The sequence below is a fragment of the Arthrobacter sp. Ha26 genome, from assembly GCF_059091705.1.
On sequence record NZ_JBNHGX010000005.1, the window covers coordinates 207,306 to 231,958 of the forward strand.

A 24,653-nucleotide genomic window follows, 5' to 3' on the forward strand; every position below is an offset into this window, starting at 1 on the left:
ATTAGTTTGTGCCTGTTGGCGGACGGTTTTTCCATGCCTGGAAGAGCCTTTCGGCCGGCCATCATCGAGAACAGAGGAGTCGACAGCGCCTGTGGCTAACGACAATACAGATATTCTGGCAGTTGAACCCGCAGTCGAGGATGCCCGCACGCCTGACACCCCGGCGGAAGCCGCCACACCACGCGAGTACGGCGCCAGCGACATTACGGTCCTTGAAGGACTGGAAGCTGTCCGGAAGCGTCCCGGTATGTACATCGGCTCCACCGGACCCCGCGGACTCCACCATCTGGTCTATGAAGTGGTGGACAACTCCGTGGATGAGGCCCTTGCCGGGTACTGCACGCACATCGAGGTGGTCCTGCAGGCCGACGGCGGCGTGAAGGTTGTTGACGACGGCCGCGGAATTCCCGTGGACATGCACCCCACAGAGCACAAGCCCACAGTTGAAGTGGTGATGACCATCCTGCATGCGGGCGGCAAGTTCGGCGGCGGCGGTTATGCCGTGTCCGGCGGCCTGCACGGCGTGGGTATCTCCGTTGTCAACGCCCTCTCCAGCAGGGTGGATACCGAGGTCCGCCGGCAGGGCCACGTCTGGCGGATGTCCTTCGCCGACGGCGGCAAGCCCCAGGGCAGCCTTGTGCAGGGTGAGGAAACGGACCTGACCGGAACCACCCAGACGTTCTACCCGGACCCCGCGATCTTCGAGACCACCGAATTCGACTTCGAAACCCTCCGTGCGCGCTTCCAGCAGATGGCATTCCTTAACAAGGGACTGCGCATCACGCTGACCGACGAACGCACCCCGGCCGGCGACAGCGAGGCGGACGCCGACCTGGACCTGGACGGCGTGGTCACCGAAGGCGAGGTCAGCGCAGAGCACCGCACCGTGGTGTACCAGTACAACGAGGGCCTGCTGGACTACGTAAAGCACCTGAACTCGGGCAAAAAGGTGGACGTGGTCCACGAGGACGTCATCGCGTTCGAAACCGAGGACCAGGAGCGCAAGATCGCCCTGGAAATGGCCATGCAGTGGACCAACGCCTACTCCGAGAGCGTCCACACCTACGCCAACACCATCAACACCCATGAAGGCGGCACCCACGAAGAGGGCTTCCGCGCTGCCATGACGTCACTGATCAACCGCTATGCGCGCGAGAAGGGCATCATCAAGGAAAAGGACGACAACCTCACCGGTGATGACATCCGTGAGGGCCTCACCGCCGTCATTTCCGTCAAGCTGGCAGAACCCCAGTTCGAGGGCCAGACCAAAACCAAGCTCGGCAACTCGGAGGTCAAGGGCTTCGTCCAGCGCGTTGTTACCGACGGGCTCGGAGACTGGCTGGAACGCAACCCTGGCCCGGCCCGAGACGTGATCCGAAAAGCGATCTCTGCCGCGCAAGCCCGTATGGCTGCCCGAAAGGCCCGGGACAACGCGCGCCGCAAGAGCCCGCTGGAATCTTTCGGCATGCCGGGCAAGCTGTCCGACTGCTCCTCCAAGGACCCTGAGAAATGCGAGGTCTACATTGTGGAGGGTGACTCGGCAGGCGGTTCGGCCAAGCGCGGCCGCAACCCCGAGACCCAGGCCATCCTTCCCCTCCGCGGGAAGATCCTGAACGTTGAGCGTGCCCGCCTGGACAAGGCGTTGGGCAATGCCGAAGTCCAGTCCATGATCACAGCTTTTGGAACGGGCATCGGTGAGGACTTTGACCTCTCCAAGCTCCGGTACCACAAGATCGTGTTGATGGCTGATGCCGACGTGGATGGCCAGCACATCACCACCCTGCTGATGACGCTTCTGTTCCGCTACATGCGTCCGCTGATCGAGAACGGCTACGTGTACCTCGCCCAGCCGCCGCTCTACCGGATCAAGTGGTCCAACGCCGCCCACGACTACGTGTACAGCGACAAGGAACGTGATGCCAAGCTCCTCGCCGGACAGGCGGCCGGACGCCGCATCCCCAAGGACAACGGCATCCAGCGTTACAAGGGCCTCGGCGAGATGGACTACACCGAACTGTGGGACACCACCATGGACCCGGACAACCGAACGCTGCTGCAGGTCACCATGGACGATGCACTGGCTGCAGACCAGATCTTCTCCGTCCTGATGGGCGAGGACGTGGAATCACGCCGCAACTTCATTCAGCAGAACGCCAAGGACGTCAGGTTCCTGGATATCTAGGGCAATTCCCCTCGTATTCCAGAACCGACATATACCTGAAACGGAAATAGAAAATGAGCGACGAAACACCCGAGAACCCGGCCCCTGAAGCCGGGAACCCGGACACCGTTCTTGAAGGCGACGTGCTGGTGGACCGCGTGGAGCAGGTGGACCTGCAGACTGAAATGCAGCGGTCCTACCTGGATTACGCCATGGCGGTCATCGTAGGCCGTGCCCTCCCGGACGTCCGCGATGGGCTCAAGCCCGTGCACCGCCGCGTGCTGTACGCCATGTTCGACGGCGGCTACCGCCCCGAGCGTTCCTTCAACAAGTGTGCCCGCGTGGTGGGCGAGGTTATGGGCCAGTACCACCCGCACGGTGATACCGCGATCTATGACGCCCTGGTCCGCCTCATCCAGGACTGGACCATGCGCTACCCGCTGGCCCTCGGTCAGGGCAACTTCGGTTCGCCGGGCAACGATGGCGCCGCGGCCCCCCGTTACACCGAAACGAAGATGGCCCCGCTGGCCATGGAAATGGTCCGTGACATCGACGAGGAAACCGTCGATTTCCAGGACAACTACGACGGCAAGAACCAGGAACCCACCATCCTTCCGGCCCGGTTCCCCAACCTGCTGGTCAATGGATCTTCGGGCATTGCCGTGGGTATGGCCACCAACATCCCGCCGCACAACCTCCGCGAGGTTGCCGACGGCGTGCAGTGGTACCTGGCCAACCCGGCCGCCACCCGCGAGGAGCTGTTGGAAGAACTCCTGCGGCGGGTCAAGGGACCTGATTTCCCCACCGGCGCTACCATCCTGGGACACAAGGGCATCGAGGACGCGTACCGCACGGGCCGCGGTTCCGTCACCATGCGTGCCGTGGTGAACGTGGAGGAACTGCAGGGCCGCACCTGCCTGGTGGTCACCGAGCTGCCTTACCAGGCCAACCCTGACAACCTCGCGATCAAGATCGCCGAGCTGGTCAAGGACGGCAAGATCCAGGGCATCGCCGACCTCCGCGACGAGACCTCAGGCCGCACCGGCCAGCGCCTCGTTATTGTGCTGAAGCGCGATGCCGTCGCCAAGGTGGTGCTGAACAACCTTTACAAGCACACGGAACTGCAGAGCAACTTCTCCGCCAACATGCTGGCCATCGTTGACGGCGTGCCCCGCACCCTGAGCCTGGACGCTTTCATCCGGCATTGGGTCACCCACCAGATGGATGTCATTGCCCGGCGTACCAGGTACCGGCTGCGCAAGGCCGAAGAAGAAGCCCACATCCTGCGGGCGCTCCTGAAGGCGCTGGACATGCTGGACGAGGTCATCGCCCTCATCCGCGCTTCAAACACCACCGAAGCGGCACGCGACGGACTGATGGAACTGCTGGACATCGATGAACTGCAGGCCCGGGCCATCCTGGACATGCAGCTGCGCCGGCTTGCAGCCTTGGAACGCCAGAAGATCCAGGACCGGCATTCAGAGCTTGAAGCCCTCATTGCCGAATACAACGAGATCCTCGCGTCCGAGCAGCGCCAACGCGAAATCATCAGCACCGAGCTTGGCGAGATCGTGGACAAGCACGGCGATGAACGCCGCACAAAGATCCTGATGGGCTTCGACGGCGACATGTCCATGGAGGACCTCATCCCCGAAGAGGAGATGGTAGTCACCATCACCCGCGGCGGCTACGTCAAGCGGACCCGGAGCGACAACTACCGCTCCCAGCAGCGCGGCGGCAAGGGCATCAAGGGTGCCCAGCTGCGCGGCGACGACGTGGTGGAGCACTTCTTTGTCACCACCACCCACCACTGGCTCCTGTTCTTCACCAACCTTGGCCGGGTCTACCGTGCCAAGGCCTACGAGCTGATGGAAGCGGGCCGCGACGCCAAGGGCCAGCATGTGGCCAACCTGATGGCGTTCCAGCCGGACGAGCACATCGCCCAGGTGCTTGACCTGAAGGACTACCAGCAGGCGCCCTACCTGATCCTCGCCACCAAACGGGGCCTGGTGAAGAAGACGCGGCTGGAGGATTACGACACAAACCGCTCCGCCGGGGTGATCGCCATCAACCTCCGTGACGGTGATGAGCTGGTATCCGCGCAGCTGGTCTCGGAAACCGATGATCTGCTCCTCGTGTCCCGGAAGGGACAGTCCATCCGCTTCACCGCCACCGAGGACGCGCTCCGCCCCATGGGCCGGGCCACTTCGGGCGTCACCGGCATGAAGTTCCGTGAAGACGACGAGCTGCTGGCCGCGAACGTGGTCACAGACGGGTCCTTCGTGTTCATCGTGACCGAGGGCGGTTACGCCAAGCGCACCGCCGTCGAGGAGTACCGCCTCCAGGGCCGCGGCGGGCTGGGCATCAAGGTTGCCAAGCTCGCCGAAGAACGCGGAGACCTGGTGGGGGCGCTCATTGTCCAGGAAGAGGATGAGGTCCTGGTGGTCATGGAGGGTGGGAAGGTTGTCCGCTCCTCGGTGTCCGGTGTCCCGGCGAAGGGCCGCGACACCATGGGCGTCATCTTCGCCAAGCCGGACAAAAACGACCGGATCATCGAGGTGGCACGCAACAGCGAACGTGGCCTTGAGGGCGAGGAATCGCTGGCCGATGACGTAACGTTGGCTGAAGATGGCGGTTCCCCGGAGGAAGCCGCAGAGTCAGCAGTGGCAGAAGAATCACCGGCCGTTGAGTCAGAGGACGCCTCGGGCGACGCTGAGCCGAACGAAGACAACACGGAGGTAACGAGTGAGTAATCCCGACTCATTTCCCAAGCCGAACACGTCAGTTCCCGAGGGAAGCCGGCCTTCGGCTGCACCACGCGTGAACGCTCCTGTTCGTCCGCAGCAGCGGCCCGCTGCTCCCGCGGCTGCTCCAGGGCAGCGCCCGGCAGCTCCGGGCCAGCGCCCCCTCCAGGGTGAACGGCCGACGTCGGGACAGGCCGCGCCCCGCACGGCTGCGGCACCAGCCGTCCAGGGTCAGCGTCCAGGCCCTGGGCAGGGCCAGCGTCCCCTGCAGGGAGCTCCCGGCCAGCAGGGCCAGCGGCCGGGCCAGGGCGGTCCGGGGCTGGTAAAGCCCGCGCCTAAGGCCAAGGTCCGCCGCGCCCGGCTGCTGATCAGCAAGGTAGACCCTTGGTCCGTCCTGAAGATGGCGTTCCTGCTGTCCGTGGCGCTGGGAATCGTCACGGTGGTCGCTGCCATCGTCCTGTGGACGGTCCTGGACCTCACCGGAATCTTTGACCAGGTGGACAGCCTGCTCGGCACCCTTGCCGGCTCGGAAGGCGGCGGCTTCGAATTGAAGAAGGTCGCATCCCTGGGCCAGGTGGCCTCGTTCGCCACCATTATCGCCGTGGTGAACGTGGTCCTGCTGACCGCCCTCTCCATGCTCTCTGCGGTGCTTTACAACATTGCAGCCACCTTGGTGGGCGGCATCGGCGTTACCCTCACCGACGATTAGGTTCCTGCTTTCACCTGCGGATGCGCGGTGAAAGCGCCCGATTTGAGATCGGGCCGGGATGTGCTGTAAAGTCATGTCTCGGCCCGATGAGGTATCGGGGCGTATAGCTCAGGCGGTTAGAGCGCTTCGCTGATAACGAAGAGGTCCCAGGTTCAAGTCCTGGTACGCCCACGGAACCTGTGCAGGTTCAAGTGGAGGTTTGGTACGCAGCAATGCGGCCGGACCGGAACGGGGAGCATGTGAAGAAGTTGCTGGTACTGGCAGCTGCCATCGCAGGCGTCCTGGTCTACCGGAAAGCACAGGAATCCGAAGCCCGAAAAACAGTCTGGAGCAAGTCGACCGACTCGGTTGACTAGGCCGGATGCCCGGTCCTGGAGCTGGTCAGCAGCCCCAAGGTTCTAGGGTATGATGGACGGGTTGCTTCTTATGGGGGCATGGCGCAATTGGTAGCGCACCTGCTTTGCAAGCAGGGGGTTCGGGGTTCGAGTCCCCGTGCCTCCACCATAGGAAAGTCCCGGTTCAGCGGAAACGCTGGCCGGGACTTTTGCTTTTCCAGCGAGAATGAGGGGTGGATGGTGACGTTCCTTATCGCAGCCCTTGGCGTGCTGGGGGTTGCCTCCTCGGGGCCCTTGATAGCTGCCACGCTCGGGGCCACCAGCGTCAGCGCACTGGCAATAGCCTTCTGGCGGAACGCCATCGGTGCGGCCGTGATGGCCACCCCCACGCTCATCCGCGAACCGTCGAAGTTCGGCAGGGTGACCCGGCGCGAGTTCCGCTGGTCGCTGCTGGCCGCCGTCGCCCTGGCCCTGCACTTCGCCTGCTTCATCACGTCGCTTCAGCTAACGTCAGTTGCCGCCGCTACGGCGCTGGTATGCCTCCAGTCTGCGTGGATCGCCGTCTTCCAGCTGTTCACCGGAACCCGTCACCGCTGGCCGGTACTGGCCGGGCTGGGAGTTGCCTTCGGCGGCGTCTTGGCGATTACCGGCTTCGACATGGGGTCATCCCCGGACGCCCTCCTGGGAGACCTGCTGGCAGTGGCAGGCGGAGCCCTGGCCGGGCTCTACACCCTGGCAGGCGGCAAGGCCCGGCAGAGCATGACCACCGGAACTTACACCACGCTCTGCTACGGCATGTGCGCTGCCCTCGTGGCCCTTCTTGCATTACTGGGCGGCCAGCCGCTGGCGGGCTTCGAGGCCGGCGGCTGGCTGGGCATCGCGGCGATCACTGTGTGCGCCCAACTGGTGGGCCATACCGCGTTCAACCACCTGCTGGCCACAATGAGCCCGCTGCTGGTATCCATGATCATCCTCCTGGAAATTCCCGGTGCGGCCCTCTTGGCCGCCCTGTTCCTTCACGAGACGCTTCCTGCCGGTACCTACTCCGGACTGGGACTGATCATGGCGGGACTCGCCGTCGTCGTGCTTGGCCAAAAGTCCGGAAGGGCTGGAAAGCGGGGACCCGCAGCAGGCGCACGGGAACAGGAAGGACCCCCAGACCGTCCGCTGGCGGAACTCGGGACCGACTGATCCCTGGCAGGCCGAAAACTATTGGCCGCCGCGGCGGACCGGCTGCGCGGTATTCACGGTGTGGATTGCCCGCAGGAGCTTGGCCGGGAAATACACCGAGAAAAAGACCACCATCGGTGCCTTGAGCGCCATCTTCTTGACGTTGTGGGCCTTGTAGGTGCGGTCAAACCGGGTGACGTAGTACCGGTAGTCCCGCGGAGAATCCTCCAGACGCCGGGCGGACATGCCGGACACCATCTGGGGGCAGTAGTTGATCTTCAGGTCGTGGTCTGCCAGATGCAGGGACAGATCGATATCCTCATGCATCTCGTCCTTCTCGTCCCTGCAGGTCTCGGAGCGGATGATCTCCCAGGCAGTGGCACGCAGGGCCATATTGGAGCCGAACAGGAAATGGTATTGGTGCTTGGCCAGCTTCAGCATAAGCTGGCGCATCTTGTCATCCGCTTTGAGGCCGAAGCGGCGCATGGGCATGTCGTAGTAGACCACCGGGCCGGTTGCGGCCTGGACCGAGGGGTCGTCGAAGGCCCGCTGGACCTGCTCCACCCAATCCGGCTCCACCACGGAATCCGCATCGATGCGGCCCAGGATGTCGCCGGTGGCGTTATCCAGGCCGAAGTTGCGGGTGGGAATGAGGCCCTGTTCCTGATCCTGGCTCAGCAGGATGATGGGGCTTTCCGGATACTCCAGCTGCATCTGGCGGACGATGTCAGCTGTCCGGTCCTTGGAGAGATTGTCCACCACGATGATTTCGTGGGCCGGCACAGACTGGTAGATGGCAGCGATGAGGCACTGCCGGATTACGCTCTCCTCGTTGTAAGCCGGGATGACAAGGGATACGCGGGGCTGGTGTGCGGCGTCGTTCAAGGCATCCTCAGGGGATTGGTCGGCTGACATCAGTCCAAATCTAGCACCGATCAGCTGCCCGCCCCGGGAGCGCGTCGGCGGAGGGCGATGAATAAGGGGCCCCGCCGCAGTGAACGTGCCACTGCGGCGGAGCCCCTCTCAACAAAGGCTAATGCTAGGACTGGGTGGTGTCCTTGCCAGCCCCGTTGCCGATGTTGGAGGCAATGTTCTGAGTGGCGGTTTTGGCGTCGATGGCAGTCGGGGCGTTTGCACCGGTGACGTCCTCGGCCACATGCTTGGCCTTGTCCGCGGAATCATCCGCCGTTTCCCCGACCGCTCCAACCGTGGCCTCGGGAACGTCGTTCACCGTGGTTGCCGGAACCGGTGCGGGCGTGGACGTGACCGGAGACGGCGTCTTCCAGGGATCCTCGACCGGCTTTGACGCCTTCCAGGCCGCCACGCCTGCGGCAACCGCCGCGGCGATAACACCAAACACCAGCCAGCCGCGCTTCTTGGGCTTCTCAGGCTCAGCCAACTGGATGGCAGCCGTACGGCCGGCCTCGGTTGCCGCTGCCTTCAGCTGTGCGCCGGTGGCCTGGGCCTGCTCCTGGAGGGCGTGGATGATTCCCACGTCGCCCAGCTTCTGGGCCACGGCATCCACATGTGCCGGAGTGTTCTCGAGCGTGCGGTGCACGGCCTCGGATGCCACTCCGATCTGGTCCGACAGGCGGGGCAGGTAGTCAACTACCACCCGGTCGCGTGCATTGAGGATGACGGGCGTGGCCTTGTCCAAGGCGTCATGCAGTTTCGGTGATGCGCCCTCCACAGCCTCGTTGATCTTCGGAGCCAGGCTAGCGAGGCTGTCCTGGATTCGGGGCGTCACTGTCGCAACGCCGTCAGCCAGGTTGTGGGCCGCGGTCTTCAGGCCTTCCTGGATCTTGGGAGACGCGGTATCCAGGCTGTGCTGGAGACGGGGCACGGCCCAATCCACGGCTGCTTCCACACGGGGGGTTGCCCAATCCCGGGCATTCTCAACGGCGCTCGTGACTGACAGTTCAAGGTCACGGGCAATACGGTCCGACTTCTTCACAACTACCTCCCGATTAATGTGACGGTCTGTGGTTAGCCTACGTGGCTTGGTGTTCACCGGCTATTCTCTCCCCGGATTTTAGGTGGATTTCACCCAGCGCGGAACTGTCCCCGCAGCCCGCCCCACCCCAGGCCGCCGTGAAAGAATGGCGCTATGACTGCCATCGCAACTGCAAAAGCAACCATCCACACCAGCCTCGGCGACATCGTCGTGAACCTCTTCGGCAACCATGCGCCCAAGACGGTCAAGAACTTCATTGGCCTCGCCACGGGCGAGCAGACCTGGACCCACCCGGAGACGGGTGAGGAAAAGACCGGCACGCCGCTGTACAACGGCACCATCTTCCACCGGATCATCAAGGACTTCATGATCCAGGCCGGCGATCCCCTGGGCCGCGGAGTGGGCGGAACGGGTTACCAGTTCGACGACGAAATCCACCCGGAGCTGAGCTTCAACCAGCCGTACAAGCTGGCCATGGCCAACGCCGGCATCCGGATGGGCAAGGGCACCAACGGGTCACAGTTCTTCATCACCACCATCCCCACCGACTGGCTGCAGGGCAAGCACAGCATCTTCGGTGAAGTGGCTGACGAGGAATCCAAGAAGGTCGTTGACGCGATCGAGGGTGTCCGCACCGGCATGGGTGACCGCCCCGTGGAGGATGTCACCATCAACAGCATCGACATCGAACAGCTGTAATCCTCACCCATGAGTTACGGAATTCCGTCGGCTGAGCCGTCCGCGCAGGTTCCGGTCTGCCCCCGGCACCCGGACCGGCCATCCTATGTGCGCTGCCAGCGGTGCGGGCGCCCCGCGTGCCCGGACTGCCAGCGGGCGGCCGCCGTCGGATTCCAATGCGTTGACTGCGTCAATGAAACACGGCGCTCGACGCCGGAGGTACGGACCGTCTACGGCGGTGCCGTAGCGTCGGGCAAGCCGGTGGTGACGCTCGGCATCATCGCCGTGTGCGTGGTGGTGTATGCACTGCAGTGGCTGATCCCGGGGCAGGCGGTGTACGAGCAGTTCGCCTACAACAACATCTTTGCCACCCCCCAGTACGGGGCGTTCGAACCCTGGCGGATGCTGACTGCAGCTTTCCTGCACTCGCCGGATTCGGTCCTGCACATCGTCCTTAACATGTACACGTTGTGGATCTTCGGCCAGGCACTCGAGCCGCTCCTCGGCCGGATCCGCTTCCTGGCGCTGTACCTCATCTCCGCCATCGGCGGCTCGGTGGGCTATCTGCTCCTGAACCCCGTGCTGGTGCCCGGGCAAGGGCTCGTGGGCGTGGTAGGCGCTTCCGGTGCCATCTTCGGGCTTTTCGGCGCAATGCTGCTGGTGCAGCGGCAACGCGGCGGGGACACCCGGCAGCTCTGGGTGCTGATTGCCATTAACGGCGTGATCGGCTTCCTGATCCCCCAAATTGCCTGGCAAGCGCACCTCGGCGGGCTCGTGACCGGTGCGCTGTGTGCGGCGGTCCTGGCGTACACCCCCCGCGGACGCAGGCAAGGCCTGGTCCAGGCAGCAGGACTGGTTGCGGTCCTCGGCCTGCTGGTTGCCGCCAGCTGGCTACGGATCTCCCTGTAAGCCAGGGAACGCAGCCCGCTTTAACACCCCATAATGAATGGCCCCGACATCCGTCTGGATGTCGGGGCCATTTTCTTTTCCACAGCAGTTATCCACATTGTTGGTAACTTACATGCCTGTAGTTCTTCCCGGAAAACAGCGTTTCCGGCCAGCTGGCGCGAGTTCCACCTCATATCGCTGCGATGAATCCACAACTGTGGATAAGTCTTGGGGATAGCCCTGTGCTTAAGTGGACAAAGCAGCAAAAAAGCGGCCCTTTGTGGAAAACTCCTGGCATAGCGGCCGGAGGGAACGATGGAAGAGCAGTTGGCTAAGCGCTTTCAACAGGCTTTTGCACAGTGTTAATAACTGACAACCGTGTAGTTCCTTCGGGAAACTTGCCCGGACTCCGGTGCCTGCAAGCCGACCATGCCAGGATTTCCTCCACCATTTCCACAGCTGTGGATAACTTGTGGGTATCCCAATGTTGGTAAGTGGAAAAGATCAGCGGCACGGGTGTGCAAAGCTGGGGGCAGCGGCAGTCTCCGGCTCCACCTTGGGGGCGGTTCGCCCGCCAGTTCCTTCCTACATGTGTTCCATCAGGAGAATCCCTTGAGCGCCACCACACAGCACATCTACCTCGACAAGCAGCATCCCGCCCTGTGGAGGGCGCTCAACGGCCTCGGACTCAAAGTGCGGGAAGCTGCGGAGGCAGCCGGGCTGGACGAAAAGACGGTAGAACTCATCCGCGTACGCGTCTCGCAACTCAACGGATGTGCCTATTGCCTTGATCTGCACGTCAGGGAAGCCCTGGAGGCGGGCGAAACGGTGCAGCGGCTCGCCGTTCTCTCCGCCTGGCGTGAGACCGCGCTTTTTACGGAGCGGGAGCGGGCCGCCCTCGCATTAGCCGAGAGCATCACGGAACTGCCGGGCCACAGCGTTCAAGGGCACGAGGAGGCCTATGCCCGGGAGCATCTCTCCGAGGACGAGTTCTCGGCGGTGAGCTGGTTGGTCATTGCGATGAACGCATTCAACCGGGTATCCATCACCAGCCACCACCCGGTGAGCAAGGACAGGTAGGAAGCTTACTGCGCTTATCCGGCTGGTTATCCACAGGTCGTCCACACTGTTAATAACCGCCTCCGAGTCGCCGGATTAACCCCTTAGGGGCCGCAGGGCCTGCATCGCCAGTCACGCGGGCCGTCCGTGGAAGGTTATCCACACTGTGGATAACCTTCCCAACAGTTGGGGAAAACCGTAAAGCTACGTGGTGGAGGACGGCCAGATTCCCGAGGATCCGCGCCGGTGGCTGTCCAAAAGGTGGGTGTCCACCATTCCGATGGCTTCCATGAGCGCGAACATGGTGGTTGGCCCGACGAAGGAGAATCCCCTTTTCCGCAGCGCCTTGGACAGGGCTATCGATTCCGGAGACTGCGTGGGGATATCGGAGTGCAATGCCGGGCGGGGTGTTTCCACGGGCTTGAACTGCCAGACGAAGTCCACCAGGCCCCCGTCCTGCCGCAAAGCGAGGGTAGCCTGGGCGTTGGTGATGGCGGAGCGGATTTTGAGCCGGTTCCGTACGATGCCGGGGTCCTGCATCAGGCGGTCCACGTGGGCCTCGGTAAACAGCGCCACGGCATCGGGGTTGAAGTCGACGAACGCCGCCCGGAAAGCGGGACGCTTGCGGAGGATGGTTGCCCAGGAGAGCCCTGCCTGGAAGCCCTCGAGGCAGATGCGCTCATAGAGGCCCTGCTCGTCAGTGACCGGCAGGCCCCATTCAGTGTCGTAGTACTCGCGCAGGAGCGGATCAACGGATGCCCACAGTGGCCGGGCGAGTCCGTCCCCGCCCACCACCACGCCGGTATCAGGAGCCATGACCGCCAGGAACTATGAACGCCACCGGGTGGTCATCAGGAAACCAACGATGGCGATGCCGAAGCCGGCCACGATGTTCCATGATTCCCACGCCGCAACAGGCAGGCGGCCTTCGCTGATGTAGAAGGTAATGATCCAGAGGAGGCCGATGATCATCAGGCCGAACATCACCGGCTTAAACCAAACCGGGTTGGGCTTGTACGTCTGGGGTGAAGCCTGCCCTGCGGTGCTGGCAGTCTTCTTGCGGGGCTTTGACTCGGGCACTGGTTCTCCTTGGCGGACTGAGGCAAGCTCGGCGTTCCGGGCTTGATATCCTGCAAGAAGGAAGTTGCCAGCGGTCTGCGCGATCTTGGTCAAATCTGGATTCTTACTAGCAGCCAATTCTAGTCGTAGTTCATGGGGCACCAGTGCCCGCCGCAACCGCCCCGAGGAGAACGCGTGGTACTGCAGGAGAAGGCGAGGCCCGCCGCTGCGCCGCGTGCCGGCGTCGTATTTCTGCGCGGAACCATCCAGGTGCTGGGTGAGCTGCTCATCACCGCGGGCGTCATCCTGCTGCTCTTTGTCGCCTGGCAGCTGTGGTGGACAAACGTCGAATCGGACGCCAAGCAGAGCGAAGTGATCAAGGAGTTCGCCCACGATCTCGGCGCCGCGCCCGCCGCCACCGGCGCCCCCGCTCCGGCGGCTCCTGAAGATTTTGGCCCGCCGGTGGTTGGCGCCGCGCCCGGCCACGCAGGCACCATCGGCATCATGTACATTCCGCGGTTCGGTCCGAACTACACCCGACCCATCGTCCAGGGCACCAGCCAGGATGTGCTGGGCACGCTGGGCCTGGGACACTACAGCAACACGGCCATGCCCGGAGCGGTGGGGAACTTCGCTGTTGCCGGCCACCGCCAGACGCACGGTGCGGTCCTGGACAATATCCACACTCTGGTGCCTGGGGACAAGATCTACGTCCAGACCAAGGACGGCTTTTACGTCTATGTCTTCCGCAACAACCAGATCGTGATGCCGTCCCGCACCGACGTCCTGGAACCGGTGCCCACCCAACCGGGCGCCACCCCCACGGAAAGCTTCCTCACCATGACCAGCTGCAATCCCCGCTTCGGCGCCGAAGAACGCATCATCGCCTACGCCCTGCTGGACAGCTGGCGCCCCGCATCAGCCGGTCCGCCGGCCGACATTGCCGCGCAGGTGGCAGCCGCGACTGGAAAGGGCTGAGTATGTACGGCTGGATCTTCCGCCATCTGCCCGGGCCGCTCTGGCTGCGGATCGCCACCTCGCTGGTGCTGATCGCCGTCGCACTGGTATTGATGGTTCAGTTCCTTTTCCCGTGGATGTCCCAGTACACCCAATTCACCGACTCAACGATTGGTTCTGCAAGCCAGCCATGACCACAACCAAGATCCTCGTGGTGGATAACTACGACAGCTTCGTCTACACCCTGGTGGGCTACCTCCAGGAACTCGGTGCCGAAACCACCGTGGTCCGCAATGACGACGTCACCCTCGCCGAGGCCGTCGAACTCGCAGGCACACGCGACGGCGTCCTGATTTCACCGGGCCCCGGCAACCCGGCCGAGGCCGGCGTCTGCATCGAACTGATCAGGTGGTGCGGAGAGAACAGCGTGCCCATGTTCGGCGTGTGCCTGGGACACCAGGCGCTGGCGGAAGCGTTCGGCGGCAAGGTGACCCACGCCCCGGAACTGATGCACGGCAAAACGTCCCTGGTGGAACACATCGGGACGAGTGTCTTTTCCGGACTCCCCTCCCCCGTGACCGCCACCCGCTACCACTCCCTGGCCGCCGTCCGGGACACCCTCCCGGACGTCCTCGAAGTCACCGCGGAAACCGCCTCCGGAGTGGTGATGGGCCTCCAGCACCGCACAGCACCCTTGTGCGGAGTGCAGTTCCACCCTGAATCCGTGCTGACGGAGGGCGGCTACCAGATGCTGGGGAACTGGCTGGAGTCCCTGGGCATGAAGGGCGCGGCAGCCCGCGCCGCAAAGCTAAGCCCGCTCATCCAGCACTGACACCGGCACCGGCCGGCAGCTAGCCCTTCTTGGTGGACGTCGGCGACGGAGTGGGCGTAGGCGTTGGCGTGGGTGATGGCGGCGGAGGCGGTGCCTTGGCTACCACGATGGTGACGCTCTTGCCCTGCTCCACGACGGCGTTGACCGGCTCGCTCTGGTCGGTCACCCGGCCGGCTTCCACCTGGGCGTTCTCCGCCTCGATGACAACCGGTACCAGGCTCAGCTCCTTCAGCGCTGCCTCAGCTTCCTCCCGCGTGCGCGCCCGCAGCTCGGGAACCGTTACTTTGCCCGTGGACACCACAAGTTCCACCGTGCTGCCGACGCCCACCAGCTGCCCGGGGGCAGGACTGGTGGTGATCACAATGCCCGCCGGGACGCTCGCGCTGTTGGCCGTGGTGGTGGAGGGCGCCCCGACGAGTCCGCTTTGGCGCAGGATATCCCTGGCCGCGGCCTCGGTCTTGCCGGGCAGGCTGTCTGGAACCTTCACGGCGCTGGGGCCCTCGGAAATGTTCAGGATCACCTCGGACCCGGGATCCATGGAGGCGCCGGAAGCCGGGTCCGTTCCGATGGCCGTGCCTTTGGGCACGGTGTCGTTCTGCAGGCGCACGATCTTCGGCTTGAGGTCCGCTCCATAGAGCTCCTGCAGCGCCGTGGACTCGGTCATGGCAGCCACGGCCGGGATCTGTACTTTCGGCGGCGGCGGCGCCGGACGGTTGACCGTGTTGTACACCCACAGCCCGCCTCCGGCGAGCACCAGGAGGGTGAAGATCACCAAGGTGCTTATCCAGGCACGACGGCGGGACTTCTGCCGGGCACTCCGCTCACGTTCCGGAGGGAAGCCGAGGGGCAAGTCATCCCGCGCGGACGGTTCGTAAGCGGCGGAAGCAACGCGGCCGCCGTCGTCCGCCATGGCGCCCATGGCAGCCAGGCGGCCGGTGGGGGCATCGTCGAGGAAGCCTGCACCCGCAGCAGCGAAAGCTTCGGTGGCAGGCGCGGTTGAGGGCGTCGGGACGTGGTCATTGGGGTCCGTGGGCGCTTCAGAGGCCGGCATGGCGGCGACCGGAATGCCGGCCCTGGCAGCCCGCAGGGCACGCTGGAAGGCGGCGGCATCCTGGAACCTGTCGTTGCGGTTTTTCTGCAGTGCCTTCGCCAGGACGGTGTCCAGCGCAGGACTTATGTCCGGGTTCAGGCTGCTGGCAGGGGCCGGAATCTCGCGCACGTGCTGGTAGGCCACGGACACCGGGCTGTCACCGACGAACGGCGGACGCGATGTCAGCATTTCATAAAGGAGGCAGGCGGCGGAGTAGAGGTCGCTCCTGGCATCTACTGTTTCGCCGCGGGCCTGCTCGGGAGAGAGATACTGCGCGGTGCCCACCACTGCCTGCGTCTGGGTCATGGTGGCGGAGGAATCGGCGATGGCCCGGGCGATGCCGAAGTCCATCACCTTCACGGAGTCTGTTCCCTCGCAGTACATCACGTTGGCAGGCTTGATGTCCCGGTGAACAATTCCGGCTTTGTGGCTGTACTCCAAGGCGCCCAGGACACCGAGGCAGTAATCGATCGCCTGGCCGATGCTGACCTCGTTGGCCCTGATCAGGTCCCGGATGGTCTTGCCTTCGACGTATTCCATCACGATGTAGGGCACGCGGACGTTGTCGTCCGAGCCGTCATGGACGAGGTGCTCGCCCGTATCGTAGATCGCCACGATCGATGGATGGTTCAAGGCGGCCACGGCCTGCGCCTCGCGTTTGAAGCGCGCCTGGAACTGTGGATCGCGGGCCATATCCGGCCGCAGCAGCTTGATGGCAACGGTCCGGCCCAGCCGGGTATCCATGCCCCGGTAGACATCAGCCATTCCGCCGCGGCCGATGAGGCCGCCCACTTCGTAGCGTCCACTCAGGACACGCTGGTTATCCACCGGAAGGTTGTCCTCCCGGTGCAACGGTGTGCGCGCTGACTCGTTCACTGGCTGTCCTGGCGGCTACGGCTGGCAGGTGGGAGGAAGGTCGGGCAGTTGGTCATTGCCGCAAGCCGGGAGGGACGACAGGGCCGTGGGTCCTGCCGCGGACGGAGTGGAGGGGGCAGCAGTGGGAGTGGAAGAGGCCGTGGTGGGAGGCGCAGGCGGCGCCACCGCATACGTAATGGTGATGGGGGAACCCACTTCCACCCGCCCCGACCGCGACAGGGCGATGACCGTGTTCGGCGCCGAATTCGCATCCGTCTGCGGCTGGACGGTGACATCCAGGTTCAATGCCGAGAGCTGCGACTGGACCGTCCGGTAGTCCTTCCCAAGGTAGGCCTCCGGGATGACGTTCACGGTTTCCGGCGTAGGAGTGGGGGTGGGCGTGGCGCGCGTCTGCGTGGGTGTGGCCGACGCCGTGGTCCGGGTGGGGCTCGCCGAGGTGGCTGGAGCGCTGGAGACCGTGGCGCTGGAGGACGGATTGCCGGAGGGCGAGAAGAGCCCCAGCTGGCTGACGAGGAACCCCACCAGGGCAAACAGGAGCAGCAGGATCAGGGCGATCAGGGGCCAGGTCCAGGGACTGCGGCCCTTGCGCTGGGGCTCATCGGCGGGCTCGTCGTCGTACGTTGATTCGTCCGGAGTCCAATTGCGCTCCGCAGCCAGGGCGTTGGCGCGCGCAAGCGTTCCCTGCCGGTCTTCGTCCGCTGCAGAGGAGGCGGCTGCACCGGCAGCCATCCCTGCCGCGGCTCCGGCAGCGCCGGCACCCAGTACAGGCAACGCTGAAGTGGCAGCGGGGGATGAGTCCCGCTGGGCGCCAATCACGCCCGTGGGGGCGGTGGCGGTGTCCACAGGGGCGGTGATGGGACCGGTGTCCGCATCAAAAAGGAGCATGCCCGGGACGGCCGCCCGGGCGGCACTGATGTCCCCGTTGCGCAGGGCTTCCGCCGCCTCGGCAAGCTTGATGGCGTTGGCCGGGCGGTTCTTGGGGTCCTTCGCGAGCATGGACATCAGGAGGGCACGCACGGGTACGGGCAGCGTCTCGGGCAGCGGCGGCGGAGCGTCGTTAACCTGGGCCAGGGCGATGGCGATCTGGGACTCGCCGGAGAACGGCCGGTGCCCCGTGAGGCATTCGTAGCCGATGACGCCCAGCGAATAGATGTCTGAGGATCCGGTGGCCGTCTGCCCGGTGGCCTGCTCAGGTGCCAAGTACTGGGCCGTTCCCATTACCTGGCCGGTCTGGGTGAGCGGAACCTGGTCGGCAAGGCGGGCGATGCCGAAGTCGGTGACCTTCACACGACCGTCCGGGGTGATCAGGAGGTTGCCGGGTTTGATGTCGCGGTGCACCAGGCCCTGGGCGTGGGCAACGGAAAGCGCGCGGGCGGTCTGGGCGATGATGGACAGCGTGCGGTCCGGGGACAGCACCTGCTCGTGCTCGATGATGCTGCTCAGCGGCTGGCCGGGAACGAGTTCCATCACCAGGTAGGCGGAGCCCTCTTCCTCGCCGTAGTCAAAGACGTTGGCGATGCCCACGTGGTTGAGCAGGGCGGTGTGGCGGGCCTCTGCACGGAAGCGCTGGAGGAAGCCGGGGTCACCGGTGTATTCCTCCTTCAGTACCTTGATGGCGACGATGCGGCCCAGGACAAGGTCTTTGGCTTTCCAGACTTCACCCATGCCGCCGATCGCGATCCGCGTGGTCAGCTGGAATCTGCCGCCGAGGGTGATTCCGGTTGTAGGCCTCACTTATTCAACACCGCCTCAAAAATCTTCTTCGCGTTCGGACTGGTTAGCTGTGCGCCGGTGGTGATGTCCACGCCTTCCATGACGATCGTGACACCCACCTGCGGGTTGTTTGCGGGGGCGAATCCGGTGAACCAGGAGTTGTTGACGCCGTTGCCCAACTCGGCGGTTCCCGTCTTGCCGGCCACCTGGACTCCCGGGACTGCTGCCCTGTTGGCGATGCCCTGGCTGACTGCGCTGGTCATCCATTCGGTGATCTGGTTCGCGATCTCCGGAGTGGTGGAAGTGCGCAGCTGCTCCGGCTTCGGTTCCTCGATGACCCGCAGGTCCGGGGACCGCAGGGCCTTGACCAGGGTGGGCCGCATCTGCACCCCGTCATTGGCGATCGCCGCCGTCATCATGGCTATCTGCAGGGGAGTGGCGCGGACGTCCCGCTGCCCGATGGCGGACTGGGCCAGTCCCGGAGCGTCGAGGTCGTCGGGGAAGCCGTTGCCCCGGGCGTAGCCAAGCTTCAGCTGGTCGCCCATGTCCTCGCCGAAACCGAACTTCTTGGCCTGGGCCGCGATCGCGTCACGCCCCAGGTCCAGGGCGATGCTGGCGAACGGGGTGTTGCAGGACTGCTGGAGGGCGAAGGCGAAGTCCGCTGTGTTCCGTGTGTAGCAGTTGCCGCCGGCGTAGTTGGGAAGCTTGTACTGGATCCCGTCAAAGGGCATTTCCGCCGGGTTGGGGAGCTCGCTGTCCTTGTTGTACTTGCCGGAAGCAAGGGCCGCGGCAGTGTCCACCAGTTTGTAGACCGAACCCGGGGCGAGCAGTTCGCCGGTGGGTCCGCTGACGTTGGAGTTCAGGTTGATGCCGGGAACCTTGACGAGTTCGTTGATGTTGGCCGATTCCTGGTCTAGATCCTGCGTGGCCACCAGGTTCGGGTTGTAGGACGGCTTGGACACCATGGCCAGGATGGCCCCGGTCTTCGGATTGGTCACCACAATCGAGCCGCGCTGGCCGTCCGGGATCAGGTCGTAGGCGAGCTTCTGGATTTCGGGGTCGATAGTGAGCTCAACCGAGGCGCCCTTGGGCTGGTTGCCCAGGAACAGCTGGCCCACCCGGTCCAGGAACAACTGGTCCGAATTGCCTGCCAACTGCTGGCCCAAGGCCTGTTCCAGGCCGGTGGCGCCATAGTTCTGCGAGAAGTACCCGGTGATGCCCGCATAAAGTTCAGGTTGCGGGTACGTGCGCTGGAACTTGCACGTTTCCGAGCCGCTCACCACGGATTCCGCCACCGGGCTGCCGCCCACAATGATGGCGCCGCGGTCATTGCAGTAGTTCTGCAGGATGGCGCGCTGGTTCAGCGGGTTGGCTTTGAGATCGTCGGCACCAACCACCTGGACGAAGCTGATGGCTCCAAAGAGCAGCGCAAACATGGCAACTGCCGCTACCCATGAATGCCGTATTGCCTGGTTCACGGGTGCTTCACCGCTTCGGTAGGAGTATCAATGCCCAGGGAATCCGCTTCCTCTGCCGCCGGAAGCGGCCTGGTATCCACCGGTCCGCGGGCGGTATGGGAAATCATCAGGAGCAGGCCCACGATGATCCAGTTGGCCAGCAGCGATGATCCGCCGGCGGCCAGGAACGGGGTGGTGAGGCCGGTCAAAGGAATGAGCCGTGTGACGCCGCCGATCACCACGAAGCACTGCAGGGCGACGGCGAAGGACAGGCCGCACGCCAGCAGCTTTCCGAAGGCGTCCCGCGTGCCGAGGGCAGCCCGGAAGCCGCGGGTGAAAAGCAGTAGGTACATCAGGACGATCGCGAACAGTCCGATCACGCCCAGCTCCTCGCCGAGGGAGGCGATGATCATGTCGCTGTTGGCAAAGGGCACCAGATCAGGACGGCCTTGGCCCAGGCCTGTTCCCACGAGGCCGCCGTTGGCCATGCCGAACAGGCCCTGGATCACCTGCCGGCTGCCGTTTTCGTAAACCTCGGGAGAAAAGGCATTGAGCCATCCGTACACGCGCTGCTGGACGTGGGAGAACACCTGGGCCGCTACAAACCCGCCACCGAGGATGAGGGCCAGTCCGATCACAACCCAGCTGATGCGGCTGGTGGCCACATAAATCATCACGATGAAGAGGCCGAAGAACAGGACCGAGGAACCCAGGTCGCGCTGGAAGATGAGGACACCGATGCTGACCAGCCAGGCGGTGATCATGGGACCCATGTCCTTGAAGCGGGGGAACTGCAGGGGCCCGATCTTCCGGCCTGCAAGCAGGATCAGGTCCCGGTTGGACGATAGATACCCGGCGAAGAATATTGCGAGGGTAATTTTGGCGACTTCGCCGGGTTGGAAGGTCATGGGGCCGAGCCGGATCCACACGCGCGCGCCGAGAATCTCCCCGGCACTGATCCCCGGGATCAGCGGTAGCAACAGCAGTACGGCGCTGGCGGCAAGCGAGATGAACGTGAACCGGCGCAGGATGCGGTGGTCCTTGAGGAACCAGATCACGGCGATGGCCACAGCCATGGCGATCAGGGTCCACCGAAGCTGGTTGTTGCCGGTGTCGTCGCCGGGCGCGTCCAAGCGGTGGATCATGGCCAGGCCAAGTCCGTTCAAGGCCACTACCAGGGGAAGTATTACCGGATCCGCATATTTGGCGCGGAAGCGGAGTACGCCGTGGAACACCAAGGCGGCCACGGCCAGGAGGCTGGACTGGAACCAGAAATCCGAATCAAAAGCCTTCTCCTGGTCCACGCCAACCAGCATGTTGGCACCGATGCCCACCGCGAGGGCAAGCAGCAGCAAGGCCAGTTCCACATTCCGTCGTGGCTTGGGTGCGGTACTGAGCTGGCTCATTGGCCCACCTCGCAGCTGATCGTGGGACTCGGTGTGGGGGAGGGTGCTGGGGCCGACGGTGCCGCTCCGCTGGCTGACACAGCGGGAGTGGCAGACGGCTCCGGCGCAGACGACTCCGGGGCGGGCGCAGTGGTCGAGGGCGGAGCGCTGGCCGGGGGCGTGGAGGCGGCAGGGGATGCCGATGTGGTGGGGCACCCTTCTTCAGGCGACGTAGTGCCTGTGAGCTCCAGGTTCTTCACGATGCGCTGGGCGTCGTAGAGGTCCTGGGCAGGGACGGTTTGGCGGACCCGCTGCTGTGAGAACGGGGGAAGCGAGTCCATCCGGATTTCGGTGACCGCCTCAAGGGTGGAAAGCTGGATCGGCCCGAGCCGCTGGGAAACGCCGTTGTAGATGGCGACGCGGGAATCGTATTCGCCAACGTAGTAGCGGGTCTGGGTCCACGCATAGCCCAGCCAAAGGCCCGCCGTCAGCACCACCAGAACGGCTGCTGCGATGGACCAGGTCACCCAACGGCGTGGCTTCAGTGGAACCAGGGTGTCTTCTGCCTCGACGCCCTGCGGTTCAGCCTTGTGCGTGAGGAGGGTGGCAGCACGCCGTGCCACGGTGCGGCCGGCAATGGTGGGGATGGACCCGGTCTCCGCGGCTGAGGCGGCAGCTCCCACAAGTTCGTGCGGACGGGAGGCGAGTTCTTCCCTCAGCACTTCGGCGGTCAGGTGTTCGCCAAGGTGGGGGTCCGTCGAACCTGCATCAGTGGGTGGCTGCTCGGATGTCCCTGACTCAGGTGGACCTGGCTGAGGGGAATCTGCTTCAGGGCCGGCGGGCGGGCCGTTTTTGCCTGACGCCGGCGTGGCCGGGATGTTGCCGGCACCCGCATCTTTCGGTGAGGCGGCGGCAGGCGCTGCGGGTGGCGTTGCATCCGCGGTGGACTTGTTGGGGTCGGCCGGCTCAGGTGCCTTCGCTGCGACGGGACCTGCGCTGCCCGCTGCGGAAGGGGCTTTGGTGACCCCCGGAGCAGGGATGACGTCGACGGCGGCTGTGCTGACGTCGTCGGGCGTTTCCTCAACGATGTCCACCATCACCACGGTGACGTTGTCCGGGGAACCGGCATCAAGGGTGAGGTCCACCAGGATTTCCGCGCACTCGCGCAGATCCTTGGTCTCGCGCACAGTACGTTCAACGGCGTGGCCAGCCACGTAGTTGAGCCCGTCGGAGCAGAGCAGCCAGCGTTCGCCCGGCTTCACTTCCAGGGTGTCCAGGTCCAGTTCGGGGCTGGCGTCCACGTCACCCAGGACGCGCATCAGGACGTTCTTGTGCGGATGGGTTTCGGCCTCTTCCGGGCGCAGCCGTCCTTCGTCGATGAGCCGCTGCACAAACGTATGGTCAACGCTGACCTGTTCAAACTTGCCGTCCCGCAGCCGGTAGGCGCGCGAGTCGCCAATGTGGGCGAAGTGCAGCTTCCCTTCTGCGAGGAGGAGTGCGGTGACGGTGGTGCCCATTCCGGCGAGCTTGGGGTTGATATGCACCAGTTCGGACAGCAGGGAGTTCGCCGTCTGGATCTCGTCAGCCAGCGTGGTGCCGGCGTCGCCGTCGTAGTCACCGTGGTCCAGGTGGATCATGTCCAGCACGGTGGCCGCGGAAGCAACATCGCCGCCGGCGTGGCCGCCCATGCCATCCGCCACGACGGCCAGGTGCCGCCCTGCGTAGGCTGAGTCGTCGTTCTTGGAACGGATTTTGCCGACGTCGGAACGCGCGGCGAAGCGCATGATGAGCGGCCGCTCCACCGGCTTGGGGTCGGTTGCGGGGTTTTGCGGTTCGGCCACGCCTATGGCCTCAATTCGATGACCGTCTTGCCGATTCTCACGGGGACGCCAGGCTCAACGGGCAGGGCACGGGTCAGCTGCTGATCGCCCAGATAGGTGCCGTTGGTGGAGCCGAGGTCTTCAATGAACCAGCGGCTGCCCTGGGGAAAAAGCCTGGCGTGGCGGCCGGACGCGTAGTCGTCCTCCAGGACCAGGGTGGCCTCCTGGGCCCGGCCCAGGAGGATGGGGCTTGCGGCCAGCGGCAGGGTTGTTCCCTTGAGCGGGCCCTCAACCACCACCAGCTGCCGGGCTTGCTGCTTGACCGGCTGCGGCGGGGCGTCGGCCAGTTCAGGATTCCTGCGGACCTGGCGGGCGGTGGGGGCGCCGGCGGCTGCTTTGCGGCCCACCATGAGGTCGCGGCGCATGGCCGAGACGATGCTGAAGATGAGCACCCACAGCAGCAGCAGGAAGCCGAACCGCAGGGCGGTGATGGTCAGTTCGCTCATGCGGAGCCACCCGGGCTGGCGGGAAGCAGGCGGAAGATAATCTTTGTCCGTCCCATCGTGATGGTGGAGCCGTCGGTAAGTTCGGTGCTGCCGGTGACCTTGTGTCCGTTGACATAGCTGCCGTTGGTGGAGCCCATGTCCACAGCACTGGTGACGCCGTTACTGGTCCGGATTTCGAGGTGGCGGCGTGAGACCCCGGTGTCCTCGACGTGGATATCGGCATCGGAGGACCTGCCCAGCACGATCGACGGCGCGTTCAGTGAGTACCGCTGGCCGTCAATGTCCAGCACGGGCTGCAGCCGGACGGGTTGCCGGCTGGGCGCGGCGGGCACGTTGGGGCGGGCCGGGGGCGCAGCGCCGCCGCCCTGGGACTTCTCCGTAGTGGAAACGATCTCGAAGTCGCCGGGCTTGAGTTCGGTCTCGCGCCGGAAGGAAATGCGTACGGGCCCCTGCAGGATGTAGCCCTGGCTGCGGACGTGATTGATAACGACGTCGCAGAGTTCTTCGGCCAGGGCTGTGCCCCACTCCTGGGCGCGCCTGAAGTCATCATCGCTGAGCTGGACATCAAAAACGTTGGGTACCAATGTACGGCCGGCGGCAACGGTGAGGGACTTGTGGTCCACCTCGCGCCGGAGCCGGCTGGCGATCTCCACGGGTTCCACTTGGGCCCGCGAGCCGGTGGAGAAGACGCCCCGGACGGCCTTTTCGATGCCGCGCTCGACTTTGTCCAGCAGACCCATGGTGCTTCTCCTTTCCCCCCGGCTGCGGGGCAGTTGTTGTTCCGTCAGTTCACTTGCAGTGCTGTTCGCAGGCCTACGGTGCGCCTGCGTGCAGCAGCCACTCCTACATCCGATACTACTGGGCAGGCCTGTGAATGACCTTAATCCACAACGGCCGGGCGCCGCCAAAAGTTCAGTTCCTTGCCGTCTCCGCTAGTGGTGCCCGCTGTTCGGCGGCCCCCGTTTACTCCGTTCCTCCCTCCGCCAGGGAGTGGCTCCCGGGCCCAATTGGTGTTTTCCCGGCAATGTCCGTTATGCTTGATCTCGCTGCTTTTACAGGGTTGCGGATCGGGGAAACCGGCCGGGATTCAGTGGAGGAAGTTGCGCGCGAGTGGCGGAACGGCAGACGCGCTGGCTTCAGGTGCCAGTATCCGAAAGGGTGTGGGGGTTCAAATCCCCCCTCGCGCACGCAAATGAAGAGCCCCGGTCTTATGACCGGGGCTCTTCTGTTTAACCTCTGCAGGGGAAGGGCCGGGGCGTG

22 protein-coding genes and 3 tRNA genes are annotated in these 24,653 nt (G+C 64.4%); 14 read left to right on the plus strand and 11 right to left on the minus strand.

Annotation, left to right across the window (positions count from 1 at the left end; translation table 11 throughout):
- The first annotated feature begins 91 nt into the window (after positions 1–91).
- From gyrB to AC5RVY_RS13665, 7 genes are all read left to right on the plus strand, one after another.
- On the plus strand, positions 92–2,182 hold the full coding sequence (gyrB, locus tag AC5RVY_RS13635; RefSeq protein WP_493955243.1) for a DNA topoisomerase (ATP-hydrolyzing) subunit B: 2,091 nt from the start codon (positions 92–94) through the stop codon (positions 2,180–2,182).
- A gap of 53 nt (positions 2,183–2,235) precedes the next feature.
- Entirely contained in the window at positions 2,236–4,914 is a 2,679-nt protein-coding gene (gene gyrA, locus AC5RVY_RS13640; protein ID WP_493955244.1) for a DNA gyrase subunit A, read from the plus strand.
- Positions 4,907–5,614 (plus strand): DUF3566 domain-containing protein, encoded by a 708-nt coding sequence (locus AC5RVY_RS13645; RefSeq protein WP_493955245.1) that lies wholly within the window; start codon positions 4,907–4,909, stop codon positions 5,612–5,614. Before gyrA ends, AC5RVY_RS13645 begins: the two co-directional genes overlap by 8 nt.
- Positions 5,615–5,711: 97 nt before the next feature.
- Positions 5,712–5,785: transfer RNA gene (locus tag AC5RVY_RS13650), tRNA-Ile, on the plus strand.
- Between the two features lie 20 nt (positions 5,786–5,805).
- Entirely contained in the window at positions 5,806–5,970 is a 165-nt protein-coding gene (locus AC5RVY_RS13655; RefSeq protein ID WP_493955246.1) for a DLW-39 family protein, read from the plus strand.
- A 72-nt stretch (positions 5,971–6,042) separates the two neighbouring features.
- A tRNA-Ala gene (locus AC5RVY_RS13660) sits at positions 6,043–6,118 on the plus strand.
- Positions 6,119–6,186: 68 nt separating this feature from the next.
- Complete coding sequence (locus AC5RVY_RS13665; protein WP_493955247.1) at positions 6,187–7,140, plus strand: DMT family transporter; 954 nt, start codon at positions 6,187–6,189, stop codon at positions 7,138–7,140.
- Between the two features lie 18 nt (positions 7,141–7,158).
- Here AC5RVY_RS13665 and AC5RVY_RS13670 read toward each other — a convergent pair whose 3' ends face one another.
- Positions 7,159–8,034: a glycosyltransferase family 2 protein gene (locus tag AC5RVY_RS13670; protein ID WP_493955248.1), complete on the minus strand. Its 876-nt coding sequence runs from the start codon at positions 8,032–8,034 to the stop codon at positions 7,159–7,161.
- A 124-nt stretch (positions 8,035–8,158) separates the two neighbouring features.
- Positions 8,159–9,073: a hypothetical protein gene (locus tag AC5RVY_RS13675; protein WP_493955249.1), complete on the minus strand. Its 915-nt coding sequence runs from the start codon at positions 9,071–9,073 to the stop codon at positions 8,159–8,161.
- A 153-nt stretch (positions 9,074–9,226) separates the two neighbouring features.
- Between AC5RVY_RS13675 and AC5RVY_RS13680 the strand changes: the two genes are divergently transcribed.
- The 3 genes from AC5RVY_RS13680 (at position 9,227) to AC5RVY_RS13690 (ending at position 11,719) form a co-directional block, all read left to right on the plus strand.
- Positions 9,227–9,772 carry a peptidylprolyl isomerase gene (locus AC5RVY_RS13680; RefSeq protein ID WP_493955250.1) on the plus strand — a complete coding sequence of 182 codons (546 nt, stop codon included), beginning with the start codon at positions 9,227–9,229 and terminating at the stop codon, positions 9,770–9,772.
- Between the two features lie 9 nt (positions 9,773–9,781).
- Positions 9,782–10,660, plus strand: a complete 879-nt coding sequence (locus AC5RVY_RS13685; protein WP_493955251.1) for a rhomboid family intramembrane serine protease — start codon at positions 9,782–9,784, stop codon at positions 10,658–10,660.
- Positions 10,661–11,251: 591 nt separating this feature from the next.
- Positions 11,252–11,719 carry a carboxymuconolactone decarboxylase family protein gene (locus tag AC5RVY_RS13690; protein ID WP_493955252.1) on the plus strand — a complete coding sequence of 156 codons (468 nt, stop codon included), beginning with the start codon at positions 11,252–11,254 and terminating at the stop codon, positions 11,717–11,719.
- A 183-nt stretch (positions 11,720–11,902) separates the two neighbouring features.
- Here the strand turns inward: AC5RVY_RS13690 and AC5RVY_RS13695 are convergent, their stop codons facing one another.
- Together AC5RVY_RS13695 and AC5RVY_RS13700 are read right to left on the minus strand one after the other, a co-directional pair.
- On the minus strand, positions 11,903–12,514 hold the full coding sequence (locus AC5RVY_RS13695) for a DNA-3-methyladenine glycosylase I (RefSeq protein WP_493955253.1): 612 nt from the start codon (positions 12,512–12,514) through the stop codon (positions 11,903–11,905).
- A 12-nt stretch (positions 12,515–12,526) separates the two neighbouring features.
- Positions 12,527–12,778 carry a cell division protein CrgA gene (locus tag AC5RVY_RS13700; RefSeq protein ID WP_493955254.1) on the minus strand — a complete coding sequence of 84 codons (252 nt, stop codon included), beginning with the start codon at positions 12,776–12,778 and terminating at the stop codon, positions 12,527–12,529.
- Between the two features lie 174 nt (positions 12,779–12,952).
- Here AC5RVY_RS13700 and AC5RVY_RS13705 point away from each other — a divergent pair, with 174 nt between their 5' ends.
- Genes AC5RVY_RS13705 through AC5RVY_RS13715 form a run of 3 tightly spaced genes read left to right on the plus strand, consistent with a single transcriptional unit; the run spans position 12,953 to position 14,546 of the window.
- Positions 12,953–13,735, plus strand: a complete 783-nt coding sequence (locus AC5RVY_RS13705) for a class E sortase (protein WP_493955255.1) — start codon at positions 12,953–12,955, stop codon at positions 13,733–13,735.
- Positions 13,736–13,737: 2 nt separating this feature from the next.
- The gene (locus AC5RVY_RS13710) at positions 13,738–13,908 is read left to right on the plus strand and encodes a hypothetical protein (RefSeq protein WP_493955256.1); all 171 of its coding nucleotides are present in this window, start codon (positions 13,738–13,740) and stop codon (positions 13,906–13,908) included.
- Complete coding sequence (locus AC5RVY_RS13715) at positions 13,905–14,546, plus strand: aminodeoxychorismate/anthranilate synthase component II (protein WP_493955257.1); 642 nt, start codon at positions 13,905–13,907, stop codon at positions 14,544–14,546. Before AC5RVY_RS13710 ends, AC5RVY_RS13715 begins: the two co-directional genes overlap by 4 nt.
- A 19-nt stretch (positions 14,547–14,565) precedes the next feature.
- Here the strand turns inward: AC5RVY_RS13715 and pknB are convergent, their stop codons facing one another.
- The 7 genes from pknB to AC5RVY_RS13750 are packed head-to-tail and all read right to left on the minus strand — an operon-like array spanning position 14,566 to position 24,133.
- Positions 14,566–16,512, minus strand: coding sequence for a Stk1 family PASTA domain-containing Ser/Thr kinase (pknB, locus tag AC5RVY_RS13720; RefSeq protein ID WP_493955258.1), 1,947 nt, complete (start codon positions 16,510–16,512; stop codon positions 14,566–14,568).
- Between the two features lie 15 nt (positions 16,513–16,527).
- Positions 16,528–18,246, minus strand: coding sequence for a serine/threonine-protein kinase (locus AC5RVY_RS13725; RefSeq protein ID WP_493955259.1), 1,719 nt, complete (start codon positions 18,244–18,246; stop codon positions 16,528–16,530).
- Complete coding sequence (locus tag AC5RVY_RS13730) at positions 18,243–19,703, minus strand: peptidoglycan D,D-transpeptidase FtsI family protein (RefSeq protein WP_493955260.1); 1,461 nt, start codon at positions 19,701–19,703, stop codon at positions 18,243–18,245. The genes AC5RVY_RS13725 and AC5RVY_RS13730 overlap by 4 nt, the downstream gene beginning before the upstream one ends.
- A complete protein-coding gene (locus AC5RVY_RS13735; RefSeq protein WP_493955261.1) occupies positions 19,700–21,088 on the minus strand; it encodes an FtsW/RodA/SpoVE family cell cycle protein in 1,389 nt (462 codons plus the stop codon). The genes AC5RVY_RS13730 and AC5RVY_RS13735 overlap by 4 nt, the downstream gene beginning before the upstream one ends.
- A complete protein-coding gene (locus AC5RVY_RS13740; protein WP_493955262.1) occupies positions 21,085–22,908 on the minus strand; it encodes a PP2C family protein-serine/threonine phosphatase in 1,824 nt (607 codons plus the stop codon). Before AC5RVY_RS13740 ends, AC5RVY_RS13735 begins: the two co-directional genes overlap by 4 nt.
- A 2-nt stretch (positions 22,909–22,910) precedes the next feature.
- Positions 22,911–23,393 carry an FHA domain-containing protein FhaB/FipA gene (locus tag AC5RVY_RS13745; protein ID WP_493955263.1) on the minus strand — a complete coding sequence of 161 codons (483 nt, stop codon included), beginning with the start codon at positions 23,391–23,393 and terminating at the stop codon, positions 22,911–22,913.
- Positions 23,390–24,133, minus strand: a complete 744-nt coding sequence (locus tag AC5RVY_RS13750; RefSeq protein ID WP_493955264.1) for an FHA domain-containing protein — start codon at positions 24,131–24,133, stop codon at positions 23,390–23,392. Before AC5RVY_RS13750 ends, AC5RVY_RS13745 begins: the two co-directional genes overlap by 4 nt.
- 364 nt (positions 24,134–24,497) lie before the next feature.
- Here AC5RVY_RS13750 and AC5RVY_RS13755 point away from each other — a divergent pair.
- Positions 24,498–24,580, plus strand: a tRNA-Leu gene (locus AC5RVY_RS13755).
- Positions 24,581–24,653 lie beyond the last annotated feature (73 nt).

Bases quoted from the DNA above. Each gene is read 5' to 3' on its own strand.
- AC5RVY_RS13695 (WP_493955253.1), bottom strand. From the start codon at position 12,514: ATGGCTCCTGATACCGGCGTGGTGGTGGGCGGGGACGGACTCGCCCGG.
- AC5RVY_RS13735 (WP_493955261.1), bottom strand. From the start codon at position 21,088: ATGAGCCAGCTCAGTACCGCACCCAAGCCACGACGGAATGTGGAACTG.
- AC5RVY_RS13745 (WP_493955263.1), bottom strand. From the start codon at position 23,393: ATGAGCGAACTGACCATCACCGCCCTGCGGTTCGGCTTCCTGCTGCTG.
- AC5RVY_RS13715 (WP_493955257.1), top strand. From the start codon at position 13,905: ATGACCACAACCAAGATCCTCGTGGTGGATAACTACGACAGCTTCGTC.
- gyrA (WP_493955244.1), top strand. From the start codon at position 2,236: ATGAGCGACGAAACACCCGAGAACCCGGCCCCTGAAGCCGGGAACCCG.
- AC5RVY_RS13750 (WP_493955264.1), bottom strand. From the start codon at position 24,133: ATGGGTCTGCTGGACAAAGTCGAGCGCGGCATCGAAAAGGCCGTCCGG.
- AC5RVY_RS13665 (WP_493955247.1), top strand. From the start codon at position 6,187: ATGGTGACGTTCCTTATCGCAGCCCTTGGCGTGCTGGGGGTTGCCTCC.
- AC5RVY_RS13710 (WP_493955256.1), top strand. From the start codon at position 13,738: ATGTACGGCTGGATCTTCCGCCATCTGCCCGGGCCGCTCTGGCTGCGG.
- AC5RVY_RS13685 (WP_493955251.1), top strand. From the start codon at position 9,782: ATGAGTTACGGAATTCCGTCGGCTGAGCCGTCCGCGCAGGTTCCGGTC.
- AC5RVY_RS13670 (WP_493955248.1), bottom strand. From the start codon at position 8,034: ATGTCAGCCGACCAATCCCCTGAGGATGCCTTGAACGACGCCGCACAC.
- AC5RVY_RS13680 (WP_493955250.1), top strand. From the start codon at position 9,227: ATGACTGCCATCGCAACTGCAAAAGCAACCATCCACACCAGCCTCGGC.